General features: G+C 31.8%; 15 protein-coding genes. 12 read left to right on the plus strand and 3 right to left on the minus strand.

The features are described from left to right. Positions 1–8: 8 nt before the first annotated feature. The 6 genes from HM985_RS15800 to HM985_RS15825 all read left to right on the plus strand — a co-directional run bounded on the left by HM985_RS15800 (position 9) and on the right by HM985_RS15825 (position 6,767). Positions 9–371, plus strand: a complete 363-nt coding sequence (locus HM985_RS15800; protein WP_173589423.1) for a four helix bundle protein — start codon at positions 9–11, stop codon at positions 369–371. Between the two features lie 76 nt (positions 372–447). Further along, on the plus strand, positions 448–2,406 hold the full coding sequence (locus HM985_RS15805) for an AAA family ATPase (RefSeq protein ID WP_179377181.1): 1,959 nt from the start codon (positions 448–450) through the stop codon (positions 2,404–2,406). Between the two features lie 70 nt (positions 2,407–2,476). Continuing rightward, the gene (locus HM985_RS15810; protein WP_179377182.1) at positions 2,477–3,055 is read left to right on the plus strand and encodes an NUDIX domain-containing protein; all 579 of its coding nucleotides are present in this window, start codon (positions 2,477–2,479) and stop codon (positions 3,053–3,055) included. A 63-nt stretch (positions 3,056–3,118) separates the two neighbouring features. Next, positions 3,119–4,354: a DUF6638 family protein gene (locus HM985_RS15815; protein WP_179377183.1), complete on the plus strand. Its 1,236-nt coding sequence runs from the start codon at positions 3,119–3,121 to the stop codon at positions 4,352–4,354. A 73-nt stretch (positions 4,355–4,427) separates the two neighbouring features. Further along, a complete protein-coding gene (locus HM985_RS15820) occupies positions 4,428–4,964 on the plus strand; it encodes a YtxH domain-containing protein (protein ID WP_179377184.1) in 537 nt (178 codons plus the stop codon). A gap of 102 nt (positions 4,965–5,066) precedes the next feature. Then, positions 5,067–6,767 (plus strand): hypothetical protein, encoded by a 1,701-nt coding sequence (locus HM985_RS15825; RefSeq protein ID WP_179377185.1) that lies wholly within the window; start codon positions 5,067–5,069, stop codon positions 6,765–6,767. A gap of 67 nt (positions 6,768–6,834) precedes the next feature. Here the strand turns inward: HM985_RS15825 and HM985_RS15830 are convergent, their stop codons facing one another. Both HM985_RS15830 and HM985_RS15835 read right to left on the minus strand, forming a co-directional pair. Continuing rightward, positions 6,835–8,187 (minus strand): DEAD/DEAH box helicase, encoded by a 1,353-nt coding sequence (locus HM985_RS15830; protein WP_179377186.1) that lies wholly within the window; start codon positions 8,185–8,187, stop codon positions 6,835–6,837. Between the two features lie 55 nt (positions 8,188–8,242). Continuing rightward, positions 8,243–9,133: an aldose 1-epimerase family protein gene (locus HM985_RS15835; protein ID WP_179377187.1), complete on the minus strand. Its 891-nt coding sequence runs from the start codon at positions 9,131–9,133 to the stop codon at positions 8,243–8,245. 116 nt (positions 9,134–9,249) lie between these two features. Here HM985_RS15835 and HM985_RS15840 point away from each other — a divergent pair, with 116 nt between their 5' ends. Next, positions 9,250–10,542, plus strand: coding sequence for an anthranilate synthase component I family protein (locus HM985_RS15840; RefSeq protein WP_179377188.1), 1,293 nt, complete (start codon positions 9,250–9,252; stop codon positions 10,540–10,542). A 58-nt stretch (positions 10,543–10,600) separates the two neighbouring features. On the opposite strand, the gene HM985_RS15845 is transcribed toward HM985_RS15840, so the two are convergent. Next, positions 10,601–11,290: a hypothetical protein gene (locus tag HM985_RS15845; protein WP_179377189.1), complete on the minus strand. Its 690-nt coding sequence runs from the start codon at positions 11,288–11,290 to the stop codon at positions 10,601–10,603. A gap of 152 nt (positions 11,291–11,442) precedes the next feature. Between HM985_RS15845 and tilS the strand changes: the two genes are divergently transcribed. The 5 genes from tilS (at position 11,443) to HM985_RS15870 (ending at position 18,620) form a co-directional block, all read left to right on the plus strand. Then, on the plus strand, positions 11,443–12,762 hold the full coding sequence (gene tilS / locus HM985_RS15850) for a tRNA lysidine(34) synthetase TilS (protein ID WP_179377190.1): 1,320 nt from the start codon (positions 11,443–11,445) through the stop codon (positions 12,760–12,762). 76 nt (positions 12,763–12,838) lie between these two features. After that, the gene (gene ade, locus HM985_RS15855) at positions 12,839–14,461 is read left to right on the plus strand and encodes an adenine deaminase (RefSeq protein ID WP_179377191.1); all 1,623 of its coding nucleotides are present in this window, start codon (positions 12,839–12,841) and stop codon (positions 14,459–14,461) included. A gap of 90 nt (positions 14,462–14,551) precedes the next feature. Next, positions 14,552–16,432, plus strand: coding sequence for a CocE/NonD family hydrolase (locus HM985_RS15860; RefSeq protein ID WP_179377192.1), 1,881 nt, complete (start codon positions 14,552–14,554; stop codon positions 16,430–16,432). A gap of 185 nt (positions 16,433–16,617) precedes the next feature. Then, positions 16,618–17,577: a YheT family hydrolase gene (locus tag HM985_RS15865; protein ID WP_179377193.1), complete on the plus strand. Its 960-nt coding sequence runs from the start codon at positions 16,618–16,620 to the stop codon at positions 17,575–17,577. Positions 17,578–17,756: 179 nt separating this feature from the next. Further along, positions 17,757–18,620, plus strand: coding sequence for a hypothetical protein (locus HM985_RS15870; RefSeq protein WP_179377194.1), 864 nt, complete (start codon positions 17,757–17,759; stop codon positions 18,618–18,620). The last annotated feature ends 12 nt before the right edge of the window (positions 18,621–18,632 follow it).

Consider the following 18,632-nt stretch of genomic DNA (forward strand, 5'->3'; position numbering starts at 1 on the left):
AAAAGAATATGTCATTTAAAACATTATTGGCTTATCAAAAAGGATTCGAGTTAGCAATGGAAATATTCCAATTGACTAAAGATTTTCCTAAGTCTGAAATGTTTGGTTTAACATCACAAATGATTAGGTCAAGTAGATCTGTATGTTCAAATATTGCTGAAGGTTATCGAAAACGGCAATATGAAAAGCATTTTAAAAGTAAATTATCGGATGCAGATAGTGAAAATTCTGAAACACAATTATGGTTAGATTTTGCTTTAGCATGTGGATATATAACAGAAATTAAGAAACAAGAATTACAATATAAAAGCGAAGAAATAGGAAAACTTATCAATTATATGATCAAGAACCCTAATAAATTCGGATTATAAAATATAAATAAGTCCGAGATAAGCCTCAACAGTAAGCACTGAAGACTGCATACTAAGGACTGAAGACTATAAAAATATGGAACACAACTCAACTTTTCCTATAAAACAAAATGAACTCGATATGCTTCGTGATGAAGCTACCACTTATTTAAAATCTATTCAGTGGGAGCAGAGTCAACGTGCAAAAAGCAAAGATAATGATGCTAAAGACGAATCTATTCTTTTGTATTTATCGCGAGCCAATAATGGAAGTAATGTTAATGTAACTTCCGTTTCTAAAACTATTTTGGCACTAAAGAAACGTTTATTGCCAGAATCTGTTGCACTTCCTATTTTCTTAAACCAAACTTTATATGCCGTTCAAGAAGGGATTGTGCTAGGAACTTGGATCAAGGATTCTTATTACGATGCTTCAGGATTATCAAGTTTAAGTGAAAATAAATCCGCTTTAGATAGTTCAGGAAGACGTGAGTACGAAAGTAAAATGCATACGTCAACAGCATTTATGTTGTTTGCTGTAGCTTATAAGATTTTACACGATTTAAAACCTCATGCTTCCGATGATTTATCAGTGATGAAACAGAAATTTGCCGGAATTCCGGAGGTGTCTTTTTTATCCCCTTTAAAAGGAATTTCGTGTCAATTGTTTTATTATGATAAATATTTAGGGCATCCAGAGATTATTAAATCAGATAGAGATGTTTTAGATTTTACAGTGGTTTATTTTGAAGCTTTAATTGAAGAGATTCAGATGCGTAAAAGCACTTTAGAATATACGGAAACTATTGTAGATAGAACCTATAAGCTCGAAAAATCAGAGTTTGCTATTTCAGGTTGGGATAATGCTTTTTCAGGAACCGCAAAGAGTATTGAATTTAATAAAATTCAGTTCGAACAAATTGTCGGGAATAAGGATGCTAAACATTTTGGCCGCCGTTTAACCGAGCGTATGTTAAGCTATGATTTTGAAGCAAAGAAAAATCCATTTCAAGAATTAGGAGGATTTATGCCTGTGTTTATGGGGTACGGAATTCCTGGAACAGGAAAAAGTATGCTTATTGCTGCCATTGCAACACGCTTGAAAGAACATGCCGATAATTTAGACATTCCGTTTTTGTTTCATCCCATGCCAGACACGTTAATTAGTACATTTCAAGGTGGTTCTGCCGAAAAAATGGTAGAATGGATGAAACCTTTACAAGATCCAACTAAATTAATTTTTGCACCTATAGATGATGCTGAAAATAATTTACAAGAACGAACCTCTCAAGGTGTTTCTGCTGGTGTGAAAGAAGTTATTGGTGTCTTTTTAAGATATACAGAAGGTGCTTATGCCGTTAATTATGGAAATAGCTCAATTGGGTTATTTACCAATTTACCTGAGATGTTAGATAAAGCGGTTATTTCGCGTGTGCAAGGACGTTTTAAAATTGATGGTGCACGTTCTGAACACGATTTTGTAGATCAAGATTACATTTGGTGGAAAAAATTACAAGATACCATGCCCGATTTTGTGAACATGAATGATCCTGAAGTCTATAAGTATTTATCAGAACAGGGCTTAGCTAATAGTATGGGGGAGATTTTAAATACTATTGATGTGCCTTCTGAAGCTCGTGTTCATGAAACTTTTGATAAGGTAGAAAAGCTTCATGAAACGACTGATCATATGTTTTATGCTGCATTATATAAAGAAATTCAGAAGATATTTCCGTTTTTCTCTTCAAGAGATGTGCGTAATATTCAATCGGCAATTTCATTACGATTAACAGATTTTGATTTAGAACAAGATTGGTTTGAGCATCCTGAAAAGTATTTCAAAAAGAATTACGAAACTAAGTTTAATATGCTTCAAGAGTTGATGAAATCTAATATGAAAGGTTTAAACTTTTCAGATATAAGACGACAAGAAGTGATTCGTTATTTAGATAATGTTGCTACTATTGCAGATACCGATTTTAAACGTCAGGTAGATTCTAGAATAAATCAAATGAATATTGATAGTAAGGCTCGCGAGCTGTTTGGGAATAAGTAATAAATTAAAAAGTAAAAGTGCTCAGTTATTGTTAATCCAACATAACTAGGCATGAGTGAAGAGGAATCTCATGAAAAATTTAAAAAATATAAAAAGGACAAACCTTTCTAAGGATTGGGCTACTTTAGATAAAATTGATTACGAATACCAATTTAAAAATGGCGAATGGAAATCGATTTCAAGAGAATGCTACAATCGTGGAGATGGAGCAGCAATATTTTTATATAATGTAGAAAAGGGAACTGTTATTTTAACCAAGCAATTCCGAATGCCAATTTATGAAAACACTAAAAGTGAAGGCATGTCTATTGAGGTTTGTGCCGGTTCTATAGAACATAATGATAAACCCTTAGAAACGATTCTTAGAGAAACAGAAGAAGAAGTTGGTTATAAAATTAGTGAGGCTAAAGAAGTTTTTAAAACTTACACTTCACCTGGCGCATTAACCGAAAAATTATTTCTTTATGTAGCAGAATATACAGATGCTTTAAAAATAAGTGAAGGAGGCGGATTGGAAATTGAAAATGAAGAGATTGAAGTATTAGAACTTCCGTTTTCTAAAGTTATCAGCATGATTGAAACCGAAGAGATTATTGATGCAAAAACAATTATGTTAGTACAGTATGCGCAAATCAATAAGTTGTTATAATAATTAGATTCCTGCTTTCTCAGGAATAACAAAAATAGTATTCCACTTTGGTGGAAAATGAAGATGGACAAATTAAAACAAGCCAATTTATTTAGAAGTGAACTGATTCCTATTAGTGGGAAATTAGTGGATCGTTATAATAAATGCCTAAAAACTTTAGGGTTTACAGAAACCAAGCTCAAATCATTCTCTATTGATGGCGTAGGTTGGAGTCCTGAAGTTGCAGAAGAAAAGAAGAATATGCATTACCTTAATCAAGGTGAAGCTAACCCAAACGGAATTATAATTTCACCATTACAAAAAGGGAAACCAGTCTATTTGCCATTTCATTCTTTTGATAGAGAAATGATGAAATTGGTGTTTAAAACCCATGGAGAAAAGATTAATGATATTACCCGAGATTCTGCAATTTGTATAGAATTTGATCAAAATATAGATGTGTTTTATGAGCCTTTAGACGTTTTAAAATATAAAGATGTTGCAATCACATTTAGGCTTATTGATAATTTAGAAGAAAAGCAAACAGAGCAATTACAACTCGTTAATAAATTTAGAAATGGAAATAATTTTATTGATGAAGATATTCAGCAACAGTTACTAAATTCGGCTAAAACTTATGGAGATTTAAGAGCGCGAGATTTAAATATAGAGACTTTACATTTTACAACCAGTTCATTTTTTACTAGAGCTTTTGGAGGCGTGTATTTACTTCGCGATTTTATAAAACCAATCGTTATTTTTAAAGATGAAAAATTTTATAAAGAAGCCATTAAAGATACCATTCATGATGTGTTGATTTATCACATTTCTCAACCAGAATTAGTTGCTAAGCTTAAAGACCACATTATTATTGAATGTGATTTAGAAGCTGTTGTAACCACATCAAATTACGATCGAGTTAAAAAGTTTGAATTGGCACAGTTTCTTAAAGAAACAGAACATCCAATTAAAGCTATTTTAGATGATAAAGGCTTATTTAAAAGTTATTTAAATAAAATAGATATTAATGCTCGTAAGCAGGTTATGAGTGTCGAAATTTATCTCGAAAAATTAGAACGCAGTAATGCGTATAAGATTGAAGATATTGTAGAACAATCTTTTTACTTTGCGTTACATCAACCACATTCATCATTATCAGCAGAACATCGCGATTTAATTCATAAATTACTGATTAATATTGCACCAAAGGATATGTTATTCTTGTATTGGTATGATAAAGAGCAATTTTATAAGAGTTACGAAACTTGGGAAGATTCATTTAAAGATTGGGTAATTGAAAGGATCAGTAACAATATCTAAGTTTTTTAGACTAATATAATAGGTACCAGTATTCTGTAATTAACGCGGAATCTAAAATATAAAACAAACAATCATGGGAATAGAACTTGTTATCTTCATCGCAGCCATTTTATTCGGTATCTTTCTGTATTGGAGAGAATCTAACGGTAATGGCGCTTACCGTTTTTTAAACAAAATTGTCAATAGTAAGGAGCTGCAAATGAGTCCCGATAATCCCAAAGGATTTATTTATAAGCAAACTCTTTTGCCACGTATCATTTTTGTGGTAAGTTTCGTTTTAGTTGCTGCTTTGGTTGTTGAATTTTTAACGCCAATTTCTGTATTTAGCAGTTATAACGGCGTATCTGCTTTTGCATCTTTTGCTGTAGGAGCATTAATAGGAACTTATTTAGCAAGTTTTGTGATTAAAACAACCGAAGTTATAGAGGAACAAAGTGATTCTTTAGAAGATAAATTTGACGATGTTGTGGAAAAAGGAAAAGACTTTATAGAAGATTTAACAACTAGAGATTCAAAAGAAATTGAAGAATTGAAAGAAGATATTAATGCAGAACCAAAGGTCGAAAAGCAAAGTGCACGTGATCGTTTAAAAGATAAGGGTCTTATGTAATAGATTCTTGAGAAATCAAGAATATCTAAGATGCTTAATAACAAAAAGGATTACAATTATTAATAAAAATAGGAGATTCTTGTTCTTACAGGAAATTATATCATGATAAAATCATATTGGAAAAAAGGAGGGAGGCAAAAAGGAATTACCATTCTTGTAGTATTGCTACTAATAGTGTTATTATTCTTTTTTAGGGACGATTATCAGCCCGTTTTATTATTTGTGCGTAAGTATATATTCATCATTTTAATGAGTGCTTTAGTGCTGTTTTTAGGCTTGCGTAAATTCAGGAAGTCTGCAAATGTTGGTGGCCGTTTAGGAATATTGGCGTTGTTAATTGTCTTCTTCGGAATTTTATATGTTGTGGGTTGGCATTATAAAATGTACGATTATATGAAAACGTACAATGTGTTTAATAGCATGGATAAAGTTGAAATCAATGAACTTCCATTAACACAAAACGAACGTATTCAACCCTTAAGAAATGTGTTTTCTATGGCGAATGAAAGTGTAGGAGAAACTAAAGATGTTTCGTTACCGCATTTAGTAAGAGTTGATGGTCAGAATAAGTGGACAATGGCCATTCAGCCAAGTGAAAAATATGTAATGCAACGTATTAATGATAATACGGAAGAATTATTTGCTGTGAGCAGTACCACACCATTTCCAAGGTTTTCAAACGAAAATCGTATTGATGTCACATTTTCTATAGGTGAATCTTTAAAGTTTAGTAGAAATACTTACAATGCCGTGGTGCAACGTTTTAATCCATGGATGTTATTTAATCACGAGCCAAGTGATACATTTTACATGAAAAATGATTCAGGTCAATGGGTTCAAGTCGTGAGTTTGATTAAATGGAAAGGCTTCTTTTTTCCTTATCCAAGTTTTGGAGGTGTAATGATTATTGAAAATGGAGAACATGATTTTAATGATTATTTAGAACGTATTACTATAGGAAAAGGAACTTATGTGAGTCCTGAAGAAATTAAAAATTATCCGTTTTTGATGAAACAGAATACATTATCTGAAAAAGTATCGCAGTTAGAAGCAGAGTCTTTAAAATTTTTAGGTGGTTTTAGTGATCCATTACCATGGAATATGGAAACAGCAGTAAAAATTCCTTTAATGCCAAAAGATCAAAACCAACAACCTTATGTTACCGATTTTGATTTTTCGGGTTCAAATTCTGATGCTTACAGCGGATTATATCATTGGTTTGGTTTAGAGCCTGTAGGAAATCAGCGTACCAGTTTAAGTTATAGTGTATTTGTACCAGCAGACGGATCAGGTAAGCTATATTATTACGATCACGCTTCAAAAAAGCAAGGTTACGCAGGTGTCTCTGCAATGCCTTTAAAGGTTAAGGAATCTCGAAAAGAATACGATTGGTCTGCAAGTACACCTGTGGAGTTTAGACCTTATATTAAGAATATTGCAGGAAGAAAACGTATGTTTTTCTTAGGAACAATTTCTTCTATCAGCTCAACAGATGCACAACAATTTGATGGTTCTGCGACGCCAGATTTAGTTTTAATTGATAGTGAATACAGAGATGTTATTTGGATTGATGTAAAACACCCAAGTACTTGGGATGAGGAAGTTTATAATCAGTTAAATGAAGCTTGGAGAGCAAGTGAAGGCATTGGGTATTTTTATAAAGAAGTACCAAAAGTAGATGAAGATATTATAGAGCAGCAGATAGATTCTATTAGTAGCATTCCAAAAGTAGAAGATAATTCAGATAAGATTAATGCGCTACAACGTCAGTTAGATTCTCTAAAAGCTGTTGGTAATAATTAATGTTTAATAACTTTTAAAAAAAAAGCTCGATAATCAAACGATTAGTGAGCTTTTTTTTATAATAAATTTACTTCTTCTTATTACGTTGATTATAATTCTTATCACCTCTAGTTTTAGGCTTTTTATACTTTGCTGCAATCTTAAATTTATAAGACCCACCTAAGTTTTCTTTAGAGTTTTTTTCAGACTTTTCATGAAAAGCCGGTCCAGGAGCATCTTCATCTCTACGTTTTATAGGATTATTATGTTCTCTAATCTGTGGTCGTTCTTCTTCAATTAATTCAGTAGAAATTTCAACATATTCAGGAATATCTTTAGTTTCAATTTTCATCTGCATTAATTCTTCAATACGCTCTAAACCTTCTAGTTCTTTCTCTGTAGAGAATAAAATAGATTGTCCTTCTTTTTCAGCACGACCAGTTCTACCAATTCTGTGCATATAGTTTTCAGGATAATCAGGTGTATCAAAATTGATAACATGAGAAATGCCTTCAATATCTAAACCTCTAGCCATTACGTCTGTGGCTATTAATAATCGGTTTTCACCTTCTCTAAATTGTTCAATACTACGCAATCTGTAATTCTGAGTTTTGTTAGAGTGAATAACACAAGATTGACTTGGAAATAATTCTTCTAGTTGATCAAAAAGACGGTCAGCCATTCTCTTATAAGCCACAAAAATTAAGACTTTAGAAAACTGATCCTTATCACCAAGTAATTCTTCTAAGAGATTTACTTTTGTATAAAAATTAGGAACATTGTAACGAACTTGTGCAATGTTTTCTAATGGAGTACCAGAAACAGCAATTGATATTTTTGATGGTTTTTTGAAGAAATCTATAATTAATTCATCAACATCTTTAGTCATTGTAGCCGAATACATAATGTTTTGACGACGCTCTGGAAGAATATCAAATATATTTAACAATTGATGTCTAAATCCTAAATCTAGCATTACATCGACTTCATCAATTACTAATTTTTGAATAGATTTTAATTGTAAAACTCTACTCACGGCCAAATCATATAAACGACCAGGTGTTGCGACAATAATATCTTGTCCTTGTGCTACAGCTTGTTTCTGTGTATTAATATTAGTACCACCATAAACACCTAAAACACGATTATTGATGTATTTAGATAATTTTTCAATTTCACTAACCACTTGTACAACTAATTCTCTTGTTGGTACTAAGATTAAAACTCTAGGGTTTTCTTGTTTAGAATAGGCTAGATTTTTAAGAATTGGCAACATGTAAGCAAACGTCTTACCTGTACCTGTTTGTGCAATACCAACAACATCTTTACCTGCAGCAACTACATTAAAAGATTCTGCTTGTATAGGCGTCGGAGTTGTAAAACCTAAATCGTCTAAAGCGTTATGTAAAGGTGTATTTAAATTAAGATCGTTAAAAGTCACGTTGTAAAGTTTTATTGTAAAATTTTGGTGCAAAGCTACCACTTTATTAATCAACTTACACTAAACGCGTTTTTTCTATTTCAATATGGTAAGCAGCAGAGAAATTATCACCTGATTCTAGTGTTAAAATTCCTTCCTTATTTTCTATTTTTTGATCAGTTGTTTCATTATCTGCAATACCCAACCAAGGTTCTATACAAACATAAGGAGCATTTGGTTTGGCCCAAATTCCTAACTGTTTAAAATCTTCGAATTTCACAGTTAAGAGGTTTCCTTTGGTTTTATGCTTTAAACTTACTATTCTCGATTTTAAATCTTTGAAAATTAAAGCATCTTCAATAAATAAATCTGGACGTAAGTTAATTTTGTTTCCGTCTGTAAATACAGGTTTTGTTTGTTCTGTAAGTAAACCTATATCCATATTTAATAAGTAAGATTGGCTATTTTCTGTTTTTGCAAACTCTAAATAATAATTCGTGTAATCTTCATCATCAGAAATTGGACAGTTAAATGCCGGATGGCCGCCTAAAGAGAAATAAAGTGTTTTTTCGTCTAAATTTGTAACGGTATGATTTACGGTTAAGATGTTTTTTGATAGTACATAAGTAATTTCTAATTTAAACTTAAAAGGATATAAAGTATACAATTCATCATCAGAAACTAATGAAAATGTAATACTAGAATCGGATTGCTTTGTTATAGTAAACTTTTCATTATGCCTAGCAAAACCATGTTTTGGCATATTGTATGTTTTTCCATTATAGATGTAAGTATCATCTTTCATACTACCAATTATGGGAAACAAATTTGGTGCATGACTTCCCCAAATATTTGGATCAGCTTGCCATAAAAATTCCGTTTCATGTTTTACGGAAGTAATATTACTTAATTCAGCACCTTTAGATTTTATATGGATATTTAATAGGTCGTTTTTTAAACTGTACATGGACTATTTATTTTTTTGAAAGATACGATTCTTCTGTTATTTTTATAATCACTAAGGTTTCAAATTTATTTTTTAACAAGCTTTAATTTAGGTAAATTGCAGCAATTATTTTAACATTGAGAACAACAGAAATTCACCAAATAGAAGACATTGAAAACTTTAAGCAAAACGCATTGCTTTGGAGTCAGCAATTTATAGATGTTGTATGGTTAGATTCCAACCACCACCAAGATAAATATAGTAATTACGATGCGGTTTTGGCTGTAGAAGGCTTTACGGCAATTCATACAGATTATTATGATGCTTTTGAACGTCTAAAAGAATACCAAACCACAACAAAAGATTGGATTTTCGGTTACCTCACTTACGATTTAAAAAACACAACAGAACGTTTAAAGTCGAATAATTTTGATGGTTTAAAATTTCCTGATTTGTATTTTTTTCAGCCTCAAAAGTTGTTTCTTATTAAAGGGAATCAAGTTGAAGTTCAGTATCTAAAAATGGTAGATGATGAAATTGAAAGTGATTTACTAGAGATTCAAAATTTATCAAATAAATGTACTGAAAAGCTTCAGAATGAAATTAAAATAAAACTAAGAATTCATAAAGATTCTTATTTTGAAAAGTTAGATAAAATGTTAGCGCATATTCACCGTGGAGATATATATGAAGCTAATTTTTGTCAAGAATTTTATGCAGAAGACAGTGTAATTAATCCACTTGAAACTTTTAATAAATTAAACGCAATTTCTAAACCACCGTTTGCAACTTTTCTAAAATATAATGACAAATACTTATTATCTGCTTCGCCAGAACGTTATATTCAGAAAACAGGACATTCAATTATTTCTCAGCCGATAAAAGGAACCGCAAAACGATCTTTAGATACCGTTGAAGATGAAAGGTTAAAAACTGAATTAGCAAAAGATGAAAAGGAACGTAGCGAAAACATTATGATTGTAGATTTGGTGCGTAATGATTTGTCGCATACCGCAATTAAAGGCAGCGTAAAGGTTGAGGAGCTTTGCAAAGTACATTCTTTTATGCAAGTGCATCAAATGATATCTACGGTATCTTCAAAAGTAACAGAAGAAACACATCCTGTAGATATTATAAAAACAAGTTACCCGATGGGAAGCATGACGGGAGTTCCTAAAATTTCAGCAATGACTATTATTGAAGATTTAGAAGAAACCAAACGAGGTTTGTATTCTGGTTCCGTAGGCTATTTTACACCAAGTGGCGATTTTGACTTCAACGTTATTATTAGAAGTATTCTTTATAATGCAACTAATAAATACATTTCTTATTCTGTAGGAGGTGCTATTACTGCTAAAAGTGATCCTATTAAAGAATATGAAGAATGTTTAACTAAAGCAAAAGCCATGCGTGAGGCTTTAGAGAATTAAAAAGCCTCTTAATATGAGGTAAATAAAGAGACTAATTTAAATAGGCTATATGGAAAACTTAACCTATATGTCTTCTAAAAGTACGCTTCACTTTATCAAAAATTGAAATGATACGTTTAGGTTCAATATTTTTAATTTTAGCAATAGATTCAAAATCTAATTTACCAATAACGTGTAAATCCACAATATTAGAAACATTAAAAGGTAACCAATTGTAAAGCTGTCCGAAGACTTGATTAGTTGGAGTAGAAGATAAATCTTCAACTTCAAATGCGTTTAATATAGAGATTTCTTTATCGGCATATAAATGCAAAGGTTCATTTTCATTTTGATGATAAGAAATATCATTTAATTCTGTATTAAGAATAAAATCGAAATCGGCATCAATGGTATAATCTTGACTCAATTTAGATAATTCCTTATTTAAAAAAGTATCTGTACTGATGGTGTTTTTATGATGTGCTTCTTCTTTAAATAACACATTCATGTAATTATCTACAATTTTAAATAACGCTAACCGAATAGCCATTGCATCAGCATTTCTATCAAATTCTTCACTATAAAGTATAATAATACTTTCGTCTATAAGCCCATTAGAAGAAAACATGTTTTTAGGTAAAATACCCGTGGTTTCAGCAATATAAATTCTATGTTTTACATAAGGATGTAAATGAGGAAGAGCGGAAAGTACCTTTTTGTCAAAATTAGTTTGTGTATATTTTGGTTTTATATTATTTATAGTTGCCATAACTTCTAGATTTTAAATTCATTTAAAGATAACGATAATCAAATTTTTGAGATATGATAATTGTCATTTGTTAGTGAGCTTAAAATCATATTTTATATTATTTTTAATAAGACTTCAATTTCAGAAACAATAAAATTCAATACCTTTGAAAGGTGTATAAAGACTTCAAAAATCATATAGAAAATAAGCTTTCTATTCTAAAAGAAAGCAAGCTTATTATTGCCATTTCAGGCGGAATAGATAGTGTTGTATTGGCCAAATTATGTCAATCTTTAGAGTTAAATTTCGCTTTGGCGCATTGTAATTTTAATTTAAGAGCAAAAGAAAGTGATAAAGACGAAGCTTTTGTAGTTGCTCTTGCAGAGCAGTTAGAAGTTGAGATTTTTGTTCAGAATTTTGATACGTTAGCCTATGCAGATAAAAATAAATGTTCTATTCAGATGGCTGCGCGTGAGCTTCGTTACGATTGGTTTGCAGAATTAGCACAACATTTAAACTACGATTATATACTTACAGCACATCATGCTGACGATAATTTAGAGACTTTCCTTATTAATTTTACGCGTGGTACAGGATTAAATGGTTTAACCGGAATCCCGATGATTAACCGAAATATTGTAAGACCATTATTGCCGTTTTCTAGACATCAGATTGAAGCTTTTACACAACAAGAAAATATTACATGGCGTGAGGATGCGAGTAATGCATCTCGTAAATATTTAAGAAATAAATTACGTCACGAAGTGGTACCTGTTTTAAAACAGATTAACCCAAATTTGTTGGATAGTTTTCAAAATACACTCACTAATTTAAGTGATACGGCAGATATTGTAGAAGAAAGTTTGTCAGCCGTTTTAAAAAGAGCTTTAGTTTCTAAAGACGAAAATGATAATACATACAGGATTTCAGAATTTAAAAAATTAAACAATCCTAAAGCTTATTTATTTGAAATATTTAAAGATTACGGATTTACAGAATGGAATGATATCGTTGACTTATTAGATGCGCAATCCGGGAAATTAATCCAATCTAATTCCCATCGGTTAATAAAACATCGTGAGTTTTTAATTCTTACCGGCTTAAAGGATTCTGAATTAAGTGAAGTAAGAATTTTAATAACAGAACAAGATTCTGAAGTAGAAATTCCTTCTGGTACATTAATAATTCAACCTATAGAATCTATAGACAGTGAAAACGATAACGCCTTATATATAGATAAGGAAAAGGTAAGTTTTCCGTTAGAATTGCGACTGTGGAGGGAAGGTGATTTTTTTCAACCTTTAGGGATGAATGGAAAAAAGAAGCTGAGCAAATATCTTAAAGATGAAAAGTTTTCTTTAGTTGAAAAAGAAAATACCTGGTTGCTTACCTCGAATAAAAATGTGGTTTGGGTTGTTGGTAAACGTGCCGATGATCGTTTTAAAGTAACCAAAGCAACGCGTTCTATTTTGAAAATAGAGCTTAAATCTTAATATTTGGCGCTCACAGTTAAAGCCTCATAAAAATTAATTATCATTCTGTATGTAATGCAGAAACGACATAGAACTTATGAAATTAAAAGGAAACATCGTAGACATACAAAACCGTAGAATTTTTAAAGGTGAAGTCACTATTGAAAACGGAAAAATTAAAAGTATTGAAGAAAAGGATTGTAGTGAAAACCATTACATTTTGCCTGGTTTTGTAGATGCACATATTCATATTGAAAGTTCTATGTTGGTGCCTTCAGAGTTTGCTAAAATTGCTGTAAAACACGGAACTGTTTCTACAGTTTCTGATCCGCATGAGATTGCAAATGTTTTGGGTGTTGCTGGTGTAGAATTTATGATTGAAAACGGTAAAAAAACACCATTTAAATTTAATTTCGGTGCACCATCTTGTGTGCCAGCAACGAGTTTTGAGTCGGCGGGAGCGGTTATCGATTCGGATGATATTAAAACCTTAATGGCAAATCCGGATATTAAGTATTTAGCAGAAATGATGAATTACCCAGGGGTTATTTATGACGATGCTGAAGTATTGAAAAAAATAGAATGGGCAAAATATTATAATAAACCTGTAGATGGTCACGCACCAGGATTGAGAGGAGATGATTTAACAAAATATATTTCTGCGGGAATTTCTACAGATCACGAGTGTTTTACATTTGATGAAGGTTTAGAAAAACTACAAAAGGGTATGAAAGTGATTATCCGCGAGGGTAGTGCGGCTAAGAATTTTGAAGCTTTAATTACTTTACTCGATGAACATTACCAAAATATGATGTTTTGTAGTGATGATAAACATCCAGATGATTTATTATTAGGGCATATTAATCAGGTTTGTGCAAGAGCTGTAGCTAAAGGAAATGACGTTTTTAAAGTGTTGCAAGCGGCTTGTGTTAATCCGGTAAAACATTACGGCTTAGATGTTGGTTTATTGAAGAAAGGCGATACCGCAGATTGTATTGTTGTGGAAGATTTAAAAGATTTTAAAACGCTTGAGACCTATATTAATGGGGAAGTGGTTTATGCTGATGGCATTTCAAAAATAAAGCATGTTGAATTTCAAAATTTGAATAACTTCAACACGGATAAAAAAGAAGTTTCTGATTTTAAATATGAATCTGAAGCTAAAGAAATTAGGGTTATTGAGTGTTTAGATGGCGAATTAGTCACTAATGAAATCGTTACGGCATCTACAATTAAAGACGGTAATTTAGTTTCTAATACAGAAACAGATGTTCTAAAAATGACCGTTGTTAATCGTTATAAAAATGATAAACCTGCTATTGCATTTATTAAAAATTATGGACTAAAAGAAGGTGCTATTGCAAGTTCTGTTGGTCACGATTCTCATAACATCATAGCTATTGGTGTTTCGGACGAAGCGATTTGTAAAACCGTGAATCTATTAATAGAAAATGAAGGCGGAATTTGTGCGGTTAGCAATACGGAACAAAAAGTAGTTGCGCTTCCTGTTGCTGGAATTATGAGTGATAAAAATGCCGAAATTATTGGTAAACAATATGCTGAGTTAGACAAAATGGCTAAACAATTAGGGAGTAAACTTCATGCACCTTATATGAGTTTATCATTTATGGCATTGCTTGTTATTCCTGCTTTAAAACTGAGTGATAAAGGTTTATTTAATGGTGGTAAATTTGAGTTTACTTCTGTTGAAGTTAATTAAGGTTTCATTATTTGCTGTAATGTTTAGAAGTTAACAGCTATAAATTCAATATATATATCTTTAAACCTTTCAAAAAAATAAAACGTTATTATGATAAAAAGAATTTTACTCATTACCCTAATTGTATTCACTCTTACAAATTGTCAAGAAACAAAGTCAACAGATTCTAATGTTAAAGTTGCTCAAGTAGAAAATACGTTTGCTAAAGATAATTACACCAAGAAAGAAGTAATGATTACCATGCGAGATGGTATAAAATTACACACTACAATCTATAGCCCAAAAGATACTTCTAAGACGTATCCGATGTTAATGATGCGTACACCATACAGTTGTAAACCTTATGGTGAAGATCAGTTTAAAAGCAAAATAGGTCCTAATAAATACCTCATGGAAGAAGGTAATATTATGGTTTATCAAGATGTTAGAGGACGTTGGAATAGTGAAGGTGTTTACGATAATATGCGTGCTTACATTCCTAATAAAACAGGAAAACAATTTGATGAGGCTAGTGATACTTACGATACTATTGAATGGTTAGTAAATAATGTAGCGCATAATAATGGTAATGTTGGGACTTACGGAATTTCGTATCCTGGTTTTTATGCCACCTATTCGCTTTTAGATTCGCATCCTGCATTAAAAGCGGTGTCACCACAAGCGTGTATTGGTGATTTTTTCTTTGATGATTTTATTCATAATGGCGCTTATATGTTAAGTTATTGGAGAGCAACAGGTTTATTTGGTTATATGAAAGATCAACCCACAACTGAATCTTGGTATACATTACCAGATTTACAAACAGAAGACCAGCATCAGTTTTTCTTAGATCATATGCCGTTAAGTAAATTAGATACATTCTACGATAGTACCAATGTGTTTATGGAGCAACTGAAAACACATGTTACTTATGATGACTTCTGGAAGTCTAGAGGAATTATTCAATATTTAAAAGATATAAAACCAGCAACAATGATTGTTGGAGGTTTGTTTGATGCGGAAGATTTATACGGACCTTTTAATACTTATAAAGCTATAGAAAAGAATAGCAATAATTACAATACCGTAGTTTTTGGACCATGGAGTCATGGTGATTGGGCTAGAAATAGTGAAAGACAAGTGGTTGGTAATATTCATTTTGGAGACGGTATATCTGATTACTTTCAGAAGCATATTGAAACGAAGTTCTTTAATCATTTCTTAAAAGGTGAAGCTAATGGAGATACTAGTTTAGCTGAAGCGCAAATGTTTAATACGGGGACAAAAGAATGGCAATCTTTTGAAACTTGGCCACCAGAAAACACAACTAAAGAAGATTACTTTATGCAACCTTACGAGCGTTTAACACAACAAGAAAATCGTATGATAGCAACATCTGATTTTGTTAGTGACCCAATGAAGCCCGTGCCATATACGGAAGATATAGGTGTTGGATTTACACCACGTAAATTCATGACAGACGATCAACGTTTTGCTTCGAGACGTCCAGATGTGTTAACTTTTGAAACAGAAGTTTTAGGAGATGATGTTACATTAGCAGGTGATATTTTAGCAAAATTAAAGGTTTCTACCACAGGAACAGCAGCAGATTGGATTGTAAAAGTGATTGATGTATATCCTGCAGATACTGAAAACACAGAAGATGTTCAAGATCACTTAAAACTAAGTAATTACCACATGATGGTGCGAAGTGAAGTGTTACGTGGTCGTTTTAGAAACAGTATGTCAGAACCAGAGCCATTTATTCCAAATGAGAAAACAGCAGTTAACATAAAGTTACAAGATGTGTTTCATACGTTTAAAAAGGGACATAAAATTCAAGTACAAATACAGAGTACATTCTTTCCTTATATAGATGCAAATCCACAGACTTATGTAGATAATATTTTTGAAGCTAAGGAATCAGATTTTAAGAAACAAACACACAAAGTGTATAATGACTCAGCAATTGAGTTTACTGTACTTAAATAATATATAACAATCACATCAGAGTCGTCACTTCGAGTGATTTCGAAGCATGAGAAATTGTATCGAGAAGTTTTTAGTAATTAATGCTTTAAAATATTCTCGATACAAAATTGCAAAAAAGCAATTTCACTCGAACTGACGATAAGCAAGGTTGATAGAATAAATTTAAATAGAGATAATTAAGAAAGATGCCAGTAATAGAATCTACCTACAAACCGCCATTTTGGGCAAGAAAAAGTTTTGTGTCAACCGTGTTTTCAGGTTTAGCACGAAAGGTAAAAGGAGTAGAGCAAACGAGAGAACGTATCATTTTAGAAGATACCGATTTTTTAGATTTAGATTGGAGCTATGCCAAGCAAAGGTCTAATAAAGTTATTATTTTACTTCACGGTTTAGAAGGTCGTGCACAACGCCCTTATATTACGGGAGCAGCAAAACTATTTAATGAAAACAATATAGATGCTTGTGCTGTAAATTTTAGAAGCTGTAGTGGAGAACCAAATCTGTTGTTTAGAAGTTACCACTCTGGTGCTACGGAAGACTTAGATGCTGTGGTACAACATGTTTTATCAAAAGGGCAATATGATGAAATCTATATTAAAGGCATAAGTTTAGGTGCTAATATGGTATTAAAATACGTGGGAGAAGGTAGAGCACTTCCTACAGAATTAAAGTCTGTCATAGCTGTATCCTCACCTTGTGATTTAAAAGGTTCATGTGGCGAATTACTAAGCTTGAAGAATAAACATTATGCCATTCGATTTTTAGGACATCTAAAAGATAAATTGAAGCCTAAGTTAGAGCAATTTCCTAATGATATATCTATGGCCGATTTTAATGCTATTAAAACCTTAAAAGATTTTGATGATATATACACATCAAAAGCACATGGTTTTAAAGATGCTTTAGATTATTATGAGAAATCGAGTTGTTCTCAGTTTTTGCCGAATATTAAAATCCCAGCTTTAATCATTAATGCACTCAATGATTCTTTTTTGTCATCGGGATGTTATCCTGTAAAAGAAGCGAAAGAGAACCCAAATGTCTATTTAGAAATGCCAAAATATGGCGGTCATGTTGCGTTTATAGATAAGGGGAATGTGTATTATAACGAAAAACGTGCTTTAGAGTTTGTGACAGAAAACTAAGTTTTTAAACAAAAGCATTCAATTTTATAATTGAAAAACATTCAGTATTCATCATTTTGTCTTAAAATTAGATTGTGGTAATAATTTAATAATATGCATAACATTATTGTGTAAATATTGTAATAATCGAATAACATTTACGTAATAGCTTAGGGGTTTTAATTTCATTTTTTTGTGAAATGAAACTGAAACCCTTTTTTATAATCCAGATTTGCGCTTTTCTAATCTTTATAGCAAGAGCCTACCAATTTTATTTTTTCGGAGCACCATTTAGAGCCATCCTTTGGGATGAAAGCTTAATGAGTCCTATTGTAGAAAATGTTTTTAACACGCCGTGGTATGATTATGCTACAAGTTCTAAAACCAATAAAGGCATAGCGAATCTTACCTTGTTTTTTAGCGTCACATTATTTGTGTCCGCATTTGTCAGTCTCTTTTGGAAACAGATTCCTTATATAAAACTTAAAAAAAGTATTATAGGGTTTAGTTTATTCATCTTATTTATACTTGGTGTATGTATGGTGAAAGATAAAAACTATGACTTCTTACAATTCTTTGAGCTTACCATGCAATTTGCGGCACCTTTAGTACTCTTCTTTACTAAAGATTTTGAAACACTTAATAAGCAGAAACTTATTTTTTGGTTAAAAGTATCAATTGCGTTGACGTTTATTCCGCATGGACTTTTTGCAATGGGATTCATATATGTGCCAGGTCATTTTATAGATATAACCATTAAAATATTAGGTGTCACAGAAACTCATGCGAGGCAACTATTGTTTGCAGTTGGCCTTTTAGATGTCATAGCAGCAGTTTTTCTGTTTGTTCCTAAATTGGTGAAACCTGCTTTTATTTATATCATCATTTGGGGAATTTTAACGGCGCTAGCAAGAATAGTTGCTGGTTTTAACTATGACTTTTTCCTGAACTCAATTCATCACTTCACTTATTTAACAGTTTACAGATTGCCGCATGGTCTATTGCCTCTGGCGACTTTAATGTTATACGGAATTTACGATAAAACCCTTAAAACTAAACACTAAAACAAAAAATGC

Origin of the sequence: Winogradskyella wichelsiae (assembly GCF_013403925.1) — a bacterium.
Taxonomy (GTDB): Bacteria; Bacteroidota; Bacteroidia; order Flavobacteriales; family Flavobacteriaceae; genus Winogradskyella; species Winogradskyella wichelsiae.